This window comes from Nonomuraea angiospora, from assembly GCF_014873145.1.
GTDB lineage: Bacteria > Actinomycetota > Actinomycetes > Streptosporangiales > Streptosporangiaceae > Nonomuraea > Nonomuraea angiospora.
On sequence record NZ_JADBEK010000001.1, the window covers coordinates 5,945,871 to 5,961,173 of the forward strand.

At 70.8% G+C, this 15,303-nt stretch carries 14 protein-coding genes and 3 tRNA genes; 5 read left to right on the forward strand and 12 right to left on the reverse strand.

The window, feature by feature from the left end:
• Positions 1 to 89 precede the first annotated feature (89 nt).
• Genes H4W80_RS26690 through leuC form a run of 3 tightly spaced genes read right to left on the reverse strand, consistent with a single transcriptional unit; the run spans position 90 to position 2,285 of the window.
• Positions 90 to 317 (reverse strand): SCO5555 family protein, encoded by a 228-nt coding sequence (locus tag H4W80_RS26690; protein ID WP_192787596.1) that lies wholly within the window; start codon positions 315 to 317, stop codon positions 90 to 92.
• Positions 296 to 883, reverse strand: a complete 588-nt coding sequence (gene leuD, locus H4W80_RS26695) for a 3-isopropylmalate dehydratase small subunit (protein WP_192787597.1) — start codon at positions 881 to 883, stop codon at positions 296 to 298. Before leuD ends, H4W80_RS26690 begins: the two co-directional genes overlap by 22 nt.
• A gap of 16 nt (positions 884 to 899) precedes the next feature.
• Positions 900 to 2,285 (reverse strand): 3-isopropylmalate dehydratase large subunit, encoded by a 1,386-nt coding sequence (leuC, locus tag H4W80_RS26700; protein WP_192787598.1) that lies wholly within the window; start codon positions 2,283 to 2,285, stop codon positions 900 to 902.
• 242 nt (positions 2,286 to 2,527) lie between these two features.
• Between leuC and H4W80_RS26705 the strand changes: the two genes are divergently transcribed.
• Both H4W80_RS26705 and H4W80_RS26710 read left to right on the forward strand, forming a co-directional pair.
• Entirely contained in the window at positions 2,528 to 3,244 is a 717-nt protein-coding gene (locus tag H4W80_RS26705) for an IclR family transcriptional regulator (RefSeq protein WP_185068088.1), read from the forward strand.
• A gap of 58 nt (positions 3,245 to 3,302) precedes the next feature.
• Entirely contained in the window at positions 3,303 to 5,015 is a 1,713-nt protein-coding gene (locus tag H4W80_RS26710; protein WP_192787599.1) for a hypothetical protein, read from the forward strand.
• A 579-nt stretch (positions 5,016 to 5,594) separates the two neighbouring features.
• Here H4W80_RS26710 and H4W80_RS26715 read toward each other — a convergent pair.
• From H4W80_RS26715 to H4W80_RS26735, 5 genes are all read right to left on the reverse strand, one after another.
• Positions 5,595 to 5,667 (reverse strand) — tRNA-Glu (locus H4W80_RS26715).
• A gap of 18 nt (positions 5,668 to 5,685) precedes the next feature.
• Positions 5,686 to 5,761, reverse strand: a tRNA-Glu gene (locus H4W80_RS26720).
• Between the two features lie 80 nt (positions 5,762 to 5,841).
• Positions 5,842 to 6,423, reverse strand: a complete 582-nt coding sequence (locus H4W80_RS26725; protein ID WP_192787600.1) for a hypothetical protein — start codon at positions 6,421 to 6,423, stop codon at positions 5,842 to 5,844.
• Positions 6,424 to 6,485: 62 nt separating this feature from the next.
• On the reverse strand, positions 6,486 to 7,100 hold the full coding sequence (locus H4W80_RS26730; protein WP_192787601.1) for a response regulator: 615 nt from the start codon (positions 7,098 to 7,100) through the stop codon (positions 6,486 to 6,488).
• Positions 7,101 to 7,400: 300 nt separating this feature from the next.
• Positions 7,401 to 8,711 carry a sensor histidine kinase gene (locus tag H4W80_RS26735; protein WP_192787602.1) on the reverse strand — a complete coding sequence of 437 codons (1,311 nt, stop codon included), beginning with the start codon at positions 8,709 to 8,711 and terminating at the stop codon, positions 7,401 to 7,403.
• A gap of 109 nt (positions 8,712 to 8,820) precedes the next feature.
• Here H4W80_RS26735 and H4W80_RS26740 point away from each other — a divergent pair, with 109 nt between their 5' ends.
• Positions 8,821 to 9,747, forward strand: coding sequence for an alpha/beta fold hydrolase (locus H4W80_RS26740; RefSeq protein WP_225963677.1), 927 nt, complete (start codon positions 8,821 to 8,823; stop codon positions 9,745 to 9,747).
• A gap of 5 nt (positions 9,748 to 9,752) precedes the next feature.
• On the opposite strand, the gene H4W80_RS26745 is transcribed toward H4W80_RS26740, so the two are convergent.
• Positions 9,753 to 9,824 (reverse strand) — tRNA-Gln (locus H4W80_RS26745).
• A gap of 163 nt (positions 9,825 to 9,987) precedes the next feature.
• On the opposite strand from H4W80_RS26745, the gene H4W80_RS26750 reads away from it, so the two are divergent.
• Complete coding sequence (locus H4W80_RS26750) at positions 9,988 to 11,955, forward strand: M3 family metallopeptidase (RefSeq protein WP_192787603.1); 1,968 nt, start codon at positions 9,988 to 9,990, stop codon at positions 11,953 to 11,955.
• Positions 11,956 to 11,999: 44 nt separating this feature from the next.
• On the opposite strand, the gene gltX is transcribed toward H4W80_RS26750, so the two are convergent.
• Together gltX and H4W80_RS26760 are read right to left on the reverse strand one after the other, a co-directional pair.
• Positions 12,000 to 13,373 (reverse strand): glutamate--tRNA ligase, encoded by a 1,374-nt coding sequence (gene gltX / locus H4W80_RS26755; RefSeq protein WP_192787604.1) that lies wholly within the window; start codon positions 13,371 to 13,373, stop codon positions 12,000 to 12,002.
• Entirely contained in the window at positions 13,366 to 14,142 is a 777-nt protein-coding gene (locus tag H4W80_RS26760; RefSeq protein ID WP_192787605.1) for a fumarylacetoacetate hydrolase family protein, read from the reverse strand. Before H4W80_RS26760 ends, gltX begins: the two co-directional genes overlap by 8 nt.
• 117 nt (positions 14,143 to 14,259) lie before the next feature.
• Between H4W80_RS26760 and H4W80_RS26765 the strand changes: the two genes are divergently transcribed.
• On the forward strand, positions 14,260 to 14,604 hold the full coding sequence (locus H4W80_RS26765) for an antibiotic biosynthesis monooxygenase family protein (RefSeq protein WP_192787606.1): 345 nt from the start codon (positions 14,260 to 14,262) through the stop codon (positions 14,602 to 14,604).
• A 29-nt stretch (positions 14,605 to 14,633) separates the two neighbouring features.
• On the opposite strand, the gene H4W80_RS26770 is transcribed toward H4W80_RS26765, so the two are convergent.
• A complete protein-coding gene (locus tag H4W80_RS26770; protein WP_192787607.1) occupies positions 14,634 to 15,230 on the reverse strand; it encodes an HD domain-containing protein in 597 nt (198 codons plus the stop codon).
• Between the last annotated feature and the right edge of the window lie 73 nt (positions 15,231 to 15,303).

The window sequence follows — 15,303 nt, forward strand, 5'->3', positions numbered from 1 at the left end:
CTCCCCCAGTTACGGCTCGGGGTTCCAGCTCACGAGTTCGCCCTAGAAACCCCTTACGCGCTTGAAAGTAGGCGGGATCGCGAGTGAACTCAATCACCTAGCGCGTTTTCCTCACTACGTGGCGTGTCGAGAGCGGCCAGAAACGCGTCGAGGCGGGCGGCAGCCCTTTCCGGGTCGCGCTTCGCCAGATCGCAAATCGCGAGGTAGCGGCGGGCCAGCCGGTCCTTCTCGGCGGCGGGGAGCAGGCGGACGCGGCGGTGCGCCTCGCGCAACCGCCGCGCCAGTTCGTCGTCTTCTAGACGGTCGTCGGCAGCCATGGCTGCCGACCATTCTCGTACGCCGCCACTTCGTCGGCGTGACGCAGGGTCAGCCCGATGTCGTCGAGGCCCTCCATGAGCCGCCAGCGGGTGTAGTCGTCGATCTCGAACGGCACGACCTCATCGGCCCAGCGGACCTGGCGTTCGGCCAGGTCGACGGTGACCTCGAGCTTCGGGTCCGCCTCGACGGCCGACTGCAGCGCCTCGACCTTGTCGCCCGGCAGGGCGACCGGCAGCAGGCCCATCTTGGTGGAGTTGTTGCGGAAGATGTCGCCGAAGCGGGCTGCGATCACGACGCGGAACCCGTACTGCTGCAGCGCCCAGACCGCGTGCTCACGCGAGGAGCCGGTGCCGAAGTCGGGGCCGGAGACGAGGATCGAGCCGCCCTCGTAGGACGGGTCGTTCAGCACGAACGTCGGGTCCTCGCGCCAGGCCGAGAACAGGCCCTTCTCGAATCCGGTGCGGCTGACCTGCTTGAGCCAGACGGCCGGGATGATCTGGTCGGTGTCGACGTTGCTGCGGCGCAGCGGCACCGCCGTACCGGTGTGGGTGGTGAATGCTTCCATCGGTCCAGGTCTCCTTTTACAGGTCGGCGGGCGCGGTCAGACGGCCGGTGACGGCGGTCGCGGCGGCGACCTGCGGCGACACCAGGTGGGTGCGGCCACCCTTGCCCTGGCGGCCCTCGAAGTTGCGGTTGGAGGTGGAGGCGCTGCGCTCGCCGGGCTGGAGCGTGTCGGGGTTCATCCCCAGGCACATCGAGCAGCCGGCCTCGCGCCACTCGGCGCCGGCGGCCTTGAACACCTCGTGCAGGCCCTCCTGCTCGGCCTGCAGCTTGACCAGCATCGAGCCGGGGACGATCAGCGTGCGGGTCCTCACCTGGCGGCCGCGCAGGATCTCGGCGGCCGAGCGCAGGTCCTCGATGCGGCCGTTGGTGCACGAGCCGACGAACACCGTGTCGACCTCGATCTCACGCAGCGGCGTGCCGGCGGTCAGGCCCATGTACTCCAGCGCCCGCTCGGCGGCCGAGCGCTCGACCGGGTCGGAGAAGCTCTCCGGCGACGGGACGGACTCGCCCAGCGGCAGGCCCTGGCCCGGGTTGGTGCCCCACGTGACGTACGGGGTCAGCGTCGAGGCGTCGATCTCCACGACCTTGTCGAACACGGCGTCGTCGTCGGTGCGCAGCGTCTTCCAGTATTCGACGGCCTCGTCCCACGCCTGGCCCTCGGGCGCGTGCGGGCGGCCCTTCAGGTACTCGAACGTGGTCTCGTCCGGCGCGATCATGCCGGCGCGGGCGCCCGCCTCGATCGACATGTTGCAGACCGTCATGCGGCCCTCCATGGAGAGCTTGCGCACGGCCTCGCCGCGGTACTCCACGATGTAGCCCTGGCCGCCGCCGGTGCCGATCTTGGCGATGATCGCCAGGATCAGGTCCTTGGCGGTCACGCCGGCGGGCAGCTCGCCGGAGACCTCGATCGCCATCGTCTTCGGCCGGTACGCGGGCAGCGTCTGCGTGGCCAGCACGTGCTCGACCTCGGAGGTGCCGATGCCGAACGCGATGCCGCCGAACGCGCCGTGCGTCGAGGTGTGGGAGTCACCGCACACGATCGTCATGCCCGGCTGCGTCAGCCCGAACTGCGGGCCGATGATGTGCACCACGCCCTGACCGGCGTCGCCCATCGGATGGAGCCTGATGCCGAACTCGGCGGCGTTCTTGCGCAGCGTCTCGACCTGCGTCTTGGACACCGGGTCGGAGATCGGGCCGAGCACGGTCGGCACGTTGTGGTCCTCGGTGGCGATCGTGAGATCGGGCCGCCGCACCTTCCGGCCGGCGAGACGGAGCCCGTCGAACGCCTGCGGGCTGGTCACCTCGTGGATGAGGTGCAGGTCGATGTAGAGCAGGTCCGGTTCGCCCTCGGCCCGCCGGACTACGTGTTGCTCCCAGACCTTCTCGGCCAGTGTGCGGCCCATGATCTCCTCCTGTTTGTTCGCGATGCGCCATCGCACCGCTTGCTCAGGCCCGGTCCCGCCGGTCGCCGCCCTTGCTTACTGCGATGCTGCGCATCGCGGCTCGGTCGCTGAGGTCCGGTCTCTTCCCTCGTCACTCCGGTCGCTACGCTCCCTTCGTTCCTCAGTCCAGAGACCGGCGCTCCCTCGCGGGGGAGTTTGCCTCCGACTTGCCTTCTCATATGTCGAGACGGCAGTATCGGTTTATGGACAACTCTAGCGGAGTCGGAGTACTCGACAAGGCAGTTCTTGTACTCAATGCCCTCGAAGCGGGACCCGCTTCCCTGGCGCAGCTCGTCCAGGCCACCGGTCTGGCCCGCCCCACGGCCCACCGGCTGGCCGTCGCACTTGAGCACCACCGCATTGTGAGTCGTGACACACAGGGCAGGTTCGTACTGGGTCCCCGGCTTTCCGAGTTGTCCACCGCGGCCGGCGAGGACCGGCTGCTGGCGGTGGCCGCCCCCGTGCTGATGCAGCTCAGGGATCTCACCGGGGAGAGCGCGCAACTCTACCGCCGCCAGGGCGACGAGCGCGTCTGCGTCGCGGCCGCCGAACGCGCGAGCGGCCTGCGGGACACCGTGCCGGTGGGCTCCGCGCTGCCCATGGGGGCGGGCTCGGCCGCGCAGATACTGCTGGCGTGGGAGGAGCCGGACCGGCTGCACCGCGGCCTGCGCGGCGCCAAGTTCAGCGCCGCGACCCTCGCCTCCGTACGGCGCCGCGGCTGGGCCCACAGCGTCGGCGAGCGCGAGCAGGGGGTGGCCAGCGTGTCGGCGCCCATAAGGGGCAGCGGCGGCAAGGTGATCGCGGCCGTGTCGGTCTCCGGCCCCATCGAACGGCTCACGAGGGCACCGGGACGGCTCCACGCGGTGCCCGTTATGGCGGCGGCCGAACGTATAACGGAGGCAATGCGCCGCACGTCATGATCGGCGAAACCAGGTATTTGGGGAGCCGAGTGCCTCGTGGGCGCACTAGCCTGAGTGCGTGACAGATCGCATCGAGGTAGCCGCCACTGAGCTGCGACCCCTGCTCGAAGAGTTCATCATGTGGGCGCGTGCGAACGCGCCCGGAAGCGACCCCGAGCTCGTGGGGCCCGCCGCACTGTGGCACCGTCTCGCCTTCTCGCAGGACCTCGGCACGTGGAAGCGTGCTGACCTGCGCAACCTGCTGCTCGACCGCATGCCCAAGGTCGTGGAGGATCCCGACGCCGCCGCGGACGGGATGCTCCCGGCCGTGGACGCGTACCTGACGTTCCTCTCCCAGACCGGCAGGCTCGCCAAGGGCTCGGACTCCCTCGCCGATCTGCAGGCTGAGCTCGACGACGTCGAGGACGAGTTCGTCGACCTCATGGAAGAGCTGCTCGACGACGCCGAAGGCGACGACGAGGAGGAGGACGAGGTCGGCGACCTGGGCGATTTCGAGCCGTTCGCGGACGACCTCGCCGAACTCGACACGATCAGGCTGCGGCCCGACTCGGAGCTGGCCGCGGCGGCCCGGCAGGCGCCACTGGTGGCCAAGGCCCGCGACCTCGCCCTCTGGGTGGGGTCCGGTCGCCGGGTGGGCGAGGACACCCTGCTCACCGACGCCGAGGTGGAGGAGGCGCTGGCGGCCGTCGGGCTGCCCAGGCCCGACACCGAGGGCCCGATCGCCGAGGCCGTCCCGCAGCTGTGGAACATCTGGAACCTGGCCGTGGACCTGGAGTTCCTCCAGCCCGGCGAGGGCAACACGGTCGCGGTGCAGGACGATACCTCGGAGTGGCCGTTCGACGACGACGAGGACGTGCTCGACGCCTGGATGCTCGGGCTCCACTCCGTCGACTACGGCGACCCCGAGCTGAGCGACGAAGACCTCACGATGGCGCTGGCTGGCCTGACCCGCGGCCTGCTGGTCAGGCTGCTGCTGGCGGGCGGCTCGCGCGACCTCGACGACCTGGCGCAGGACCTGGCCGAGTCCGCCGCCGACCTCGACGAGCTGGGCTCGGACGCGTGGGAGGCGGCAGGCGACCCGCTGGCCCCCGCCATCGACTGGCTCGCCGGATACGGCATGGTCGAGCTCGACGGCAGCACCCTGCGCCTCACGCCGCTCGGCACCGAGGGCGTCGTCCACCTGGTGGACGACGCCGACATCGAGGTGGACGCGCGGCCCGCGATCGAGTCCATGAGCGCCCACGAGCTGCTGGCGCTCAGCGCCGAGCTGCCCGAGGAGGAGGCCGACGCGGAGTTCGCGGCCTGGATGCGGCTCCGGGAGCCGGGCAAGGCGGCCGAGGAGCTGCTGGAGGCGGCGGCCGAGGACGAGAGCGACGCGCTGATCAGGGTGCAGGCGGCCAGCGTGGTCGGCACCCTGGGCGAGGCCGCCATCCCGGCCTGGCAGGCGGCCCTCAAACAGCCCTCGCTCCGGCCCTACGCGGCCACGCACCTGAGCCAGCTGGAGATCGAGGGGGCTCCCGAGCCCACCCAGGACGACACCCACTGGCTGATCCTGGACATGTGGACGATCTCGGCCGGGCTGGGGCGTTCGGAGTTCGTGAGCAGCCTGCGGGACATCGGGCCGGAGATGGTCAACGACCTGCTCGAGGTGATCTGGCGGATTCCGCACTCGCACGTGGAGGAGCTGCTGGACCTGATCTCCCAGGTCCACCCGGACAAGCAGGTCGCCAAGGCGGCCCGCCGCGCCCTCTTCAAGGCCCGCTCGGTGTAACCACCGCCCTTCGGGAGGCCCTCGCCACTCGGCGGGGGCCTTTCCATTTCAAGCACACCAGGGCCTCCCGGGACTCTCCGTTCTTCCGGCGAGCAACCCACCGCACACGGCCAGGTCCATCGACCCTGCACGTCGGCAGCGAGCACCCACCGCGCAAAGCCAGGCGCCTCGGGTGGGCAAGCCGCCGCTCGCGGCCGGGGGCCCGTGGGTCTCGCACGCCACAGCGAGCACCCACTGAACGGGGCCGGACGCCTCGGACCGGACACCCACCGAATGGGGGCCGGACGCCTCGGACCGGACACCCGCCGCAAGCACGCGGCCAGCCCTTGGACCGGACACCCAGCGCACGCGGCCGGCCCCTCGATCCTGCACGCCTGCAGCAAGCGCACACCGAACGGCGGCGGGCGCCTCGGGTCGGCATTCACGCGCACGTGGCTCGATGCCTCGGGTCGGCAACCCCACCGCACCCGGCCCGGGTCCTGTTCGGGGAGGCGGTCGGACCTCCCGTGGAAGTGGCAGGCGAGGCCGGAAAACAGAAACGCTCCGGGGCTGTGAGCGCCGGAGCGAGTGTGATAGACGTAGTCCCGACCGGATTCGAACCGGCGCTACCGCCTTGAGAGGGCGGCGTCCTGGGCCACTAGACGACGGGACCTTCGCGGGCTTGTGACAGTGGTAGTCCCGACCGGATTCGAACCGGCGCTACCGCCTTGAGAGGGCGGCGTCCTGGGCCACTAGACGACGGGACCCTGTCCACAAGCTGCTGGTGCCGGGATCTCCCCGGCAACGCAGGTAACTCTACCGCACCCCGGAGACCACACCAAACCGCTTAACGGCCCATCAGGTCGGGTCTGTGGCGGCGTACCCAATCCCCCATCGCCCCGCCTTCCCACAGCGGGTCGAACTCCCCGAGCGGGATCGCCACCTCCGGCCGGCCGGTGGCCGGGTCCACGGGAACCCGGGCCAGCCGCTCGCGCGTCCAGCCCGGCACGCGGGGCGGCACCGTACGCTCGCCCCACCCGACGAGCCCCACCGAACGCAGCGGCTCCACCCGTACCCGCACGCCGCCCGGACGGCCGATGCGCCTGGGACTGGCCAGCCGGGTGTCCACGACGTCGATCCTGGTGATGTCGGGCCAGCGGAGGCGGACGCGGAAGCCGTACGAGTCGGTCAGCTCCACGCCGTCGGCGGAGAAGCGGACGACGGTGCCGGTGGTCAGGCGGCGGTGTTTGGCCACGAGCACGGCCAGGAGGGCAGCGGTGGCCAGCGCCCCGATGACGGCGCCCAGCGGGGTGCTGCCGGTGAAGATGGCGCCGAGGAGCAGGCAGACGGCGAAGAAGAGGGCGAGCGGAGCGGCGAACGGGGCGACGAAGCGCGGGAAGTTGCCCGCGCGAATCCGAAACTCATCCATAAGCCGGGCGGACTTTACCCAAACCGCTGCCGTGTCTCCACCCTCACGGCCCTGGCACGCTGTCAGTCGGTGAGGAGGCCGCGGCGGTAGGCCTCGGCCACGGCGGATGCGCGGTCGCGGACGTCGAGCTTGGCGTAGATGTGCAGGAGGTGGGTCTTGACGCTGGCCTCGCTGATGAACAGGCTCGCCGCCGCCACCTTGTTCGTCGCTCCCCCGGCCACCAGGCGCAGCACCTCCAGTTCCCGTTTGCTGAGCCTCCCCCTGGTGGGCTTGCGAAGGGCCGCCGCGAGCCGGCCGGCCACGGCCGGGGCGAGGACGGTCTCGCCCCGGTGGGTGGCGCGGACGGCGCGCACCAGCTCCTCCGGCGGGGCGTCCTTCAGCAGGTAGCCGGTGGCGCCCGCTTCGAGGGCGGGCAGGACGTCGGTGTCGAACGTGGTCAGGACCAGCACCCGCGGGCCCGTGCCGCTGAGGCGGCGGATGGCGGTGACGCCGTCCATCCCCGGCATGCGCAGGTCCATCAGGACGATGTCGGGCTCAAGCTCGGCGGCCAGGCGTACGGCCTCCGCGCCGTCGGCCGCCTCGCCGACGATCTCAAGGTCGGGCTCGCCACCGAGTGCCGCGCGCAGGCCGTCGCGCACGATGGGGTGGTCGTCCGCTATCAGCAGCCTCAGCCGCATCTCTCCCCTTCCGGCCGACACTCGTCTCTCTCTCCCTCGTCAGGCTCTCATCCATCGCCCCTCCTTGGGCCGGCTCCGACCACGCGTCCGCCGGCCAGGGTGCGGGACCGGCTCTGACTATGCGTGCGCCAGCCAGGGCGCGGGGGCGGCTCTGACCACGCGGGCGTCTGCCAGGGCGCGGGGGCGCCTCAAGTGCTGCCTTGGGATCAGGGGCGGAGGAGGGCGGGGCTGGCGAGCGTTGGGGATGGGGAGCAGGGCGCGGTGGTCTATCTCGGGTGATCGCCGTGGACGGCTCGCGGATCATGGGTGGTCGTCCTCGGCGGGGAGCATGGGGATGGCGGCGGCCACGGCGGTGCCCTGGCCGGGGGTGGACTCGAGGTGGAGGGTGCCGCCGACGGCGCGGACGCGTTGGCGCATTCCGTCGAGGCCGAAGCCGTCAGCGGGCTTCTGCGGGGCGAACCCGGCGCCGTCGTCTCGAATGTCGAGGAGGACGGTTTCGTCCGTGTACGACAGGGTCAGGCCCGTCCTGGAGGCTCTGGCGTGCTTGGCGACGTTGGCCAGAGCCTCCTGGGCCACGCGGAACAGCGTGTCCTCGATGGGGGCGGCCAGGGCGACCGGGGTGCCGGTGATCTCGAGGATCAGGTCGACGCCGGCCGACCGGGACCACGACTCGGCCAGGTCGGTGATCGCGTCCGGGAGCTTCGAGGTCTCCAGCGGCTCCGGGCGCAGGGCGCGTACGGACCGGCGGGCCTCGGAGAGGCTGCGGCGGGCCAGGTCGGCGGCCTGGTCGAGGTGGCGGCGGCGGGTCTCGGCCCTGGAGGTGCGGTCGGCGGCGTTGAGCTGGCCGATCAAGGCGACGAGGTCCTGGGCGACCGTGTCGTGGATCTCTCCGGCCACGCGGTGCCGCTCGTCGAGCATGCCCGCCCGCCTGGCCTGGTCGAGGAGCCGGGCGTTGAGTGAGGCGTTCTCGGCCATGGCGGCGCGCAGGCGCTCGACCAGGCGGCGGCGCTTGTCGTGCTCGGCGGAGACGTACCAGCCGGCCGCGACCAGCGGCAGCGCCACGCCCGCGATCACGGTGAGCAGGGTGCCTCGGGCGCCCGGCCCCGCCTGGGCCGTGACGATGACGATGGCGGTGAGCGTCACGCCCGCCATGGTCAGCCGGGCCGGGAGCAGGGCGCTGGCCAGCGGGTAGCCGATCGAGGCGAACACGATGAAGGCGGGGCTGGCGGCCGTCAGCGCGGCGGCGAGCGCGATCAGCACGAGGAAGTGGCCCACGGCGAGCGCGCGGCGGGTGTCCCGGCGGGGGTGGAGCCAGCCGATCGGCGCCACCCACACCGCGGCGGCCAGCGCGACCGCCGGCCACCACGCCGCGAACGACGCCGGGCCGCCACCTTCCGGCCATGCCGTCGTGAGGCCGCCCGTGGCCGCCCAGCCCGGGCCTGCCGCCTCGGCGAGCCAGGCCGGCAGGGGGCCGGCCAGCCAGCGCAGGAGGGGCCAGGGCGCGCCGGTGGGCGGCGCGTCCGCGAGGGCGGCCGCGGTCGAGGAGATCCCGAGCAGTCCGTAGGCGAGGCACAGAAAAACCCCGCGCTCGCGCCCGTCCAGCCAGCTCATGAGGTCAAGCCTGGCATGGCGTCAACCGATCGGTGGATGCCGGACGTCCACCGCACGACGAGCCGGGCAGGCGATGCGCACCCGCTCTGAGCTGGGCGAACATCGAGTCATGAGCTTTCCGACCCGTAGGGACATGTTTCAGTACGCCGCCGTCGCGGGCGCGGGCGCCGTGGGCTCCGCGGCCGCCAAGCCGAGGCGGGAGGTGACCACGTACGTCTTCGTGACCGGCGCGAACGGCGTGGCCAGCGGCGACTCCGAGCTGGCGCTGCGCGGCCACCGCACCGTGGGCGTGACGCTGCCGGGGCACGGCCCCGAGGAGCAGTTTCACGTCGCCTACCAGACCCCGCAGGACCTGGAGACGCTGGCCACGCTGCCGTCGCCGGTGGCGGGGGTCACGCTGGACGACTATGTCGAGGCCACGGTGGGCACCGTGCGCCGGGTCTCCGGCCACGGCCCGGTGATCCTGGTGGGCGGCAGCCTCGGCGGCGCGACCATCACGAAGGCGGCCGACGCGGTGCCCGACCTGATCGACCTGCTCGTCTACGACACCGCGTTCTGCTGCACGGAGCTGAGCTCGCCCAACGACTATCTGGCGACGCCGGAGGGCAAGGAGAGCCTGGCGGGCAGCGTGGTGTCGGGCATCATCGCCGACCCGAGGGTGATCGGCGCGATCCGGATGAACTGGCGGACCAACGACAGGAAGTTCCTGGACGCGGTCAAGGCGGCGTTCATGGCGGAGGCGAGCGAGGGCGAGCTCCTGGCCATGCTGAACACGTTGCTGCCGGATGAGAGTCTCCAGGTGGGGAGCGCCGACGCTCGGGGGCGCAAGGAGGCGTGGGGAAGGGTGCCGCGCGTCTACATCAGGCACACGCGGGACAGGGTGATCCCGCTCGCACTGCAGGACAGGATGATCAAGGAGGCGGATGCGGCCACGCCAGGCAACAAGTTCGAGGTTTTCTCGGTGGAGGCTTCGCATGCGCCGACGGCGCGAACGTACCGGCTGATTACCGAAATCCTGCACAAACTGGCGAAATGATAAAGCTGGGGTACCAGGACTCGAACCTAGACTAACTGAACCAGAATCAGTCGTGCTGCCAATTACACCATACCCCACCGCTCGCGACCCCTGGGGGCGCTCTCGGCGACGTCCGAAAGAATAGCCCAGCTCTGGGGGTAAGACCAAAACGAATAGCCAACGAGCCCTCCATCGCCCACAGCACCGGCCCTCACGTGCCAAGCTGAAGGGGACAAAACACCACGTGGAGGAGCCTCACCGTTGGCCGGTAACCCGTTCTTCACCTCTAGCGACCTGCCGTACGAGCTGCCCCCCTTCGCCGACATCCGCGAGGAGCACTACCTGCCCGCGTTCGAGCGCGGCATGGCGGAGCAGCTGGCGGAGGTCGACGCGATCGCAGGCAGCAGCGAGGCGCCGACGTTCGACAACACGATCGCCGCGCTCGAGCGGTCGGGACGGATCCTCGACCGCACGGCCACGGTCTTCTTCAGCGTCGCCGCCTCCAACACCACCGACGGCATCATGGAGATCGAGAAGGAGATCTCTCCGCAGCTGACCAGGCACGGCGACGCCATCCGGCTCAACCGGGCGCTGTGGGCGCGCATCAAGCAGGTGTCCACGGAGGACCCCGAGGAGGCCTGGCTGCTGGAGAAGTACCGGGAGGACTTCATCAGGGCGGGCGCCGACCTGTCGGAGCCGGACCAGGACCGGCTCCGGCAGCTCAACGAGGAGCTGTCGAAGCTCTCGACGGAGTTCGCGCAGACGCTGCTGAAGGCCTCGACGGAGTCGGCGCTGGTGGTGTCGGACCCCAAGGAGCTCGACGGCCTCGACCAGGCCAAGATCGAGTCGCTGCTCAAGGACGGCAAGTACGTCCTGCCGCTGCTCAACTTCACCTCCCAGCCGGGCCTGGCCCAGCTCACCGACCGCGACGTGCGCCGCAGGCTCTACGAGCTGAGCGTCGGCCGGGCGCCCGGCAACTTCGGGCTGGCGGCCAGGATGGCGGCGCTGCGGGCCGAGCGGGCGGCGCTGCTGGGGTTCCCCAGCCACGCGGCGTACGTGGTGGCCGACCAGACGGCCAAGACCGTCGAGGCGGTGGAGGAGATGCTCGGCCAGCTCGTCGCCCCCGCCGTGCGCAACGCGCGCAAGGAGGCCGAGGCCCTGTCGGAGCAGGCCGGGTTCGAGATCGAGCCGTGGGACTGGTCGTACTACTCCGAGAAGGTGCGCCAGGCCCGCTACGACTTCGACGCCGCCGAGATGCGGCCGTACTTCGAGCTCGACCGCGTCTACCGTGACGGCATCTTCTTCGCGGCCGGGAAGCTGTACGGCCTCACCTTCACCGAGCGGCCCGACCTGGGCGGGTATCACCCCGACGTGACGGTGTACGAGGTGTTCGAGGAGGACGGGAGCCGGCTCGGGCTGTTCGTGCTCGACCCGTACGCGCGGGAGACCAAGCGCGGCGGCGCGTGGATGAACAACCTGGTCGACCAGTCGTTCCTGCTCGGTCAGCTGCCGGTGGTCGTCAACAACCTCAACGTCACCAAGCCGGCCGCGGGGCCGACGCTGCTGACGTACGACGAGGTCAACACGGCCTTCCACGAGTTCGGGCACGCGCTGCACGGGCTGTTCTCCCAGGTGCGCTTCCCGCGCGTGGCGGGCACCCGCGTGCCGCGCGACTTCGTCGAGTACCCGTCACAGGTCAACGAGATGTGGGTGACCTGGCCCGAGGTGCTGGCCAACTACGCCAGGCACCACGAGACGGGCGAGCCGATGCCGGCCGAGCTGGTGGAGAAGCTGCAGGCGGCGGAGAAGTTCAACCAGGGCTTCAAGACCGTCGAATATCTCGCCGCGACCCTGCTCGACTGGGCCTGGCACAAGCTGGCGCCGGGAGAGACGGTGGCCGACCCGGAGGGGTTCGAGTCCGCGGCCCTGGAGGCCGCCCAGATCGCCCTGCCACAGGTCGGGCCGCGCTACAGGACCAACTACTTCGCCCACATCTTCTCCGGCGGCTACAGCGCCGGCTACTACTCCTACATCTGGAGCGAGGTGCTCGACGCGGAGAGCGTGGAGTGGTTCAAGGAGAACGGCGGGCTCACCAGGGCCAACGGCGACCACTTCCGCCGCGAGCTGCTCTCCCGTGGCGGCAGCCTCGACCCGCTGACCGCGTTCCGCAACTTCCGCGGGCGCGAGCCCAGCATCCAGCCGCTGCTCGTCCGCCGCGGCCTCGACTGAGCCTGTGCTCCGGCGGCCCGCCGTGCGGGCCGCCGGGCGTCGGCTCAGCCCTTCAGGCGGGCCAGGGCGGCGCGCAGGCGCTCCTGCGCGCGACCGCGGCCGAGCACCTCGATCGACTCGAACAGCGGCAGTCCCACCGTCCGGCCGGTGATCGCCACGCGGACCGGCGCCTGGGCCTTGCCCAGCTTGAGCCCGTACGCGGTCCCGACCTCCTCCAGCGCCTCCTTGAGCGACTCGGGGTCCCAGCTGACCGTCTCCAGCCGCGACAGGTAGTCGGTGAGGATCTCCACCGGCGAGTTCTTCATCGCCTTGTCCCAGGACGCCTGGTCGAAGACCGGCTCGTCGAGGAAGAGGAAGTCGACGTTCTGCCGGATCTCCGACAGCACGGTGATCCGGGTCTGGGCCAGCGCCGCGACCTTGCTGAACAGCTCGCGGTCCCAGGACGGGTCGAGGTAGGGCGCGCAGCGATCCTCGAACGTCTCCAGCGGCAGCGCCCGGATGTACTCGCCGTTGAACGCGCGCAGCTTCTTCTCGTCGAAGAACGCGCTGGCGGAGTTGACGTCCTCCAGCCTGAACAGCGGCATCATCTCGGCCCACGGCATGATCTCGCGGTCCTCGCCCGGCCCCCAGCCCAGCAGCATGAGGTAGTTGACCATGGACTCCGCGAGGTAGCCCTCCGCGCGGTAGTCCTCCAGGGCCACCTTGTCGCGGCGCTTGGACAGCTTCTTGCGCTGCTCGTTGACGATCACCGGCAGGTGCGCCCAGACCGGCGGCGTGGCGCCCAGCGCCGGCCACAGCAGCATCTGCTTGGCCGCGTTGCCCAGGTGCTCCTCGCCGCGGACGACGTGGGTGATGTTCTGGGTGATGTCGTCGACCGCGTTGGCCAGCACGTAGAGCGGCGAGCCGTCGGTGCGGGCGATGACGAAGTCCTCCTGCGCCTCGTTGGGGAACTCCACGTTGCCCCGGATGAGGTCCTCGACGACCGTGACGCCGTCGTCGGGGGTGCGGAAGCGGACCGCGCCCTCGGTCAGGCCGCGGTCGCGGCAGTGGCCGTCGTAGCCCCGGTGCTCGGAGCCGGTGCGGGCCACCAGCAGCTCACGCGTGCAGTCGCAGTAGTAGGCGCGGCCGTCGGCCAGCAGCTTCGCCACCGCCTCGCGGTGCTGGGCCTCGTACGCCGACTGGAAATAGGGGCCCTCGAACGCCGGGTTGCCGCCGTTGATGCCGATCCAGTCGAGGGCGGAGATGATGCCCTCCGTCCACTCCGGCCGGTTTCGTGAGGCGTCGGTGTCCTCGATGCGCAGCACGAAGTGGCCGCCGGACTGCTCGGCCAGCGCCCAGTTGAACAGCGCCGTGCGGGCGCCGCCCACGTGGAACATGCCGGTTGGGGACGGGGCGAACCGCACCCGTACTTCAGTCACGGGAGACCACCTTGTTCGTGAGTGTGCCGATGCCTTCGATGCCGACGCTGACCTCGTCGCCGATCTCGAGGGGACCGACGCCCGCGGGGGTGCCGGTCAGGATGACGTCGCCGGGGATCAGGGTCATGACCGCGCTGACGTAGGCCACCAGCGCGGGGATGTCGTTGATGAGCTGGCTGGTGCGGCCGCTCTGCCGGATCTCGCCGTTGACCGTGGTCGTCAGGGCCAGGTCGCTCGCGTCGAGGTCGGTCTGGATCCACGGCCCCAGCGGGCAGAACGTGTCGAACCCCTTGGCCCGGGTGAACTGCACGTCCTTCTTCTGGAGATCGCGCGCGGTGACGTCGTTGGCGCAGGTGTAGCCGAAGATGACGTCCTTGACCCGCTCGACCGGCACCTCGCGGCACAGCCGGCCGATCACCACGGCCAGCTCCCCCTCGTAGTCGACGCGGTCGGACAGCGTCGTGGGGTACGCGATGTTCTCGCCGTGGCCGATCACGGACGTGGACGGCTTCATGAAGATCAGCGGTTCCTCGGGCACCTCGTTGCCCAGCTCGGCCGCGTGCTCGGCGTAGTTTCTGCCGATGGCGACCACTTTGCTCGGCAGCATCGGGGCCAGCAGCTTCACCTGGGACAGCGGGTGGCGCTCGCCGGTGAACTGCACCTGGCCGAACGGGTGACCGGCGACCGCGGAGACGACCTCCTCGCCCGGGCCGCCCTCGACCACGCCGAACGACACGCCTTCGCCTGTGGAGAACCTCGCTATACGCACCTGACAAGGCTATCGCCGCCACCGCCAGGCTCCGCCCAACGCGTACCTCGTGCCGCGCCGGACCGGCCCGGGGTCGCCCGCGTTAGCCTGGACCTGTCGCCGACGAAAGGGGTCCCGTTGTCCGTCGTGAAGATCAACGTCCTTGACGTGCCCGCCGACATGCGCGAGGAGCTCGAAAAGCGCTTCGCCAACCGGGCGGGCATGGTGGAGTCGGCCGACGGGTTCGAGTGGTTCGAGCTGCTTCGGCCGGTGGAGGGCACCGAGCGCTACCTCGTCTACACGCGCTGGCGCAGCGAGGAGGACTTCCAGAACTGGCAGCAGGGTGAGGCCTTCCGGCGCGGGCACGCCCAGGCGGCCCAGGCCGCGCAGGGACAGGGGCACGGCCACGGGCAGGGGCCCGCGGCGACCGGCTCGGAGGTGTGGACCTTCGAGGTCGCCGAGAGCACCGGCCCCAAGTCGTAACGGCTCCGGCCTCCACGGCCCTTTCGAGATCAGGCGTCCAGCGGGTTGCGGGCGATGCGGTCCACGATGCCGGCCCGGACGAACTGGCCGGCGAGGCTGGACGGCTTGCGCGCGCCCTGCTCGGACATGCACGCCCCGAACTCCTTGGCGATCTGCAGCCTGGGGTGGCGCTCCAGGACCTCCCGCCTGATCTCCTCGGGGATCTCCTCCGTACGGCGGCCGGAGATGTCCATGCCCGTCGAGAGCTCCAGCAGGTGGCCCTCCGGGTCCTCCTCCAGCGGCACCTCGTCCCACATGTGCCGGATGATCACCTCGCGGGCGCGTACCCTGCGCTCGGGCGACCAGCCGGCGCCCGCGCAGAAGACCCAGGCCACGTCGCCGCCCGCCTCCTCGAACGCCACCGAGTGGCTGTCGAACTCGGCCACCAGCCCGAGGTCGTGCAGCATGGCCGCCACGTAGAGCAGCTCCGCGTCGAACGCGATGCCGTGCTCGCGCGCGTACGCGGCCGCCCACAGGTAGGCCCGGATCGAGTGGTTGAGCAGCGAGGGCGTGTGGTAGCGGGCGGCCACCTCCAGCGCCCCGCGGCAGGCGGGTGTGTCCGGGATCACGAGGTCGTCGAATGTCACCGCACCAGCATGTCGCGCCAGGTACGGCTACGCCATCCGGGACACCGGGGGCGCATCGAGCATCTAACGAATC

Excerpts from the sequence above, each read along its gene's own strand:
- H4W80_RS26690 (WP_192787596.1), bottom strand. The coding sequence starts at position 317 with ATGGCTGCCGACGACCGTCTAGAAGACGACGAACTGGCGCGGCGGTTG.
- leuD (WP_192787597.1), bottom strand. The coding sequence starts at position 883 with ATGGAAGCATTCACCACCCACACCGGTACGGCGGTGCCGCTGCGCCGC.
- leuC (WP_192787598.1), bottom strand. The coding sequence starts at position 2,285 with ATGGGCCGCACACTGGCCGAGAAGGTCTGGGAGCAACACGTAGTCCGG.
- H4W80_RS26705 (WP_185068088.1), top strand. The coding sequence starts at position 2,528 with ATGGACAACTCTAGCGGAGTCGGAGTACTCGACAAGGCAGTTCTTGTA.
- H4W80_RS26725 (WP_192787600.1), bottom strand. The coding sequence starts at position 6,423 with ATGGATGAGTTTCGGATTCGCGCGGGCAACTTCCCGCGCTTCGTCGCC.
- H4W80_RS26730 (WP_192787601.1), bottom strand. The coding sequence starts at position 7,100 with ATGCGGCTGAGGCTGCTGATAGCGGACGACCACCCCATCGTGCGCGAC.
- H4W80_RS26735 (WP_192787602.1), bottom strand. The coding sequence starts at position 8,711 with ATGAGCTGGCTGGACGGGCGCGAGCGCGGGGTTTTTCTGTGCCTCGCC.
- H4W80_RS26740 (WP_225963677.1), top strand. The coding sequence starts at position 8,821 with ATGAGCTTTCCGACCCGTAGGGACATGTTTCAGTACGCCGCCGTCGCG.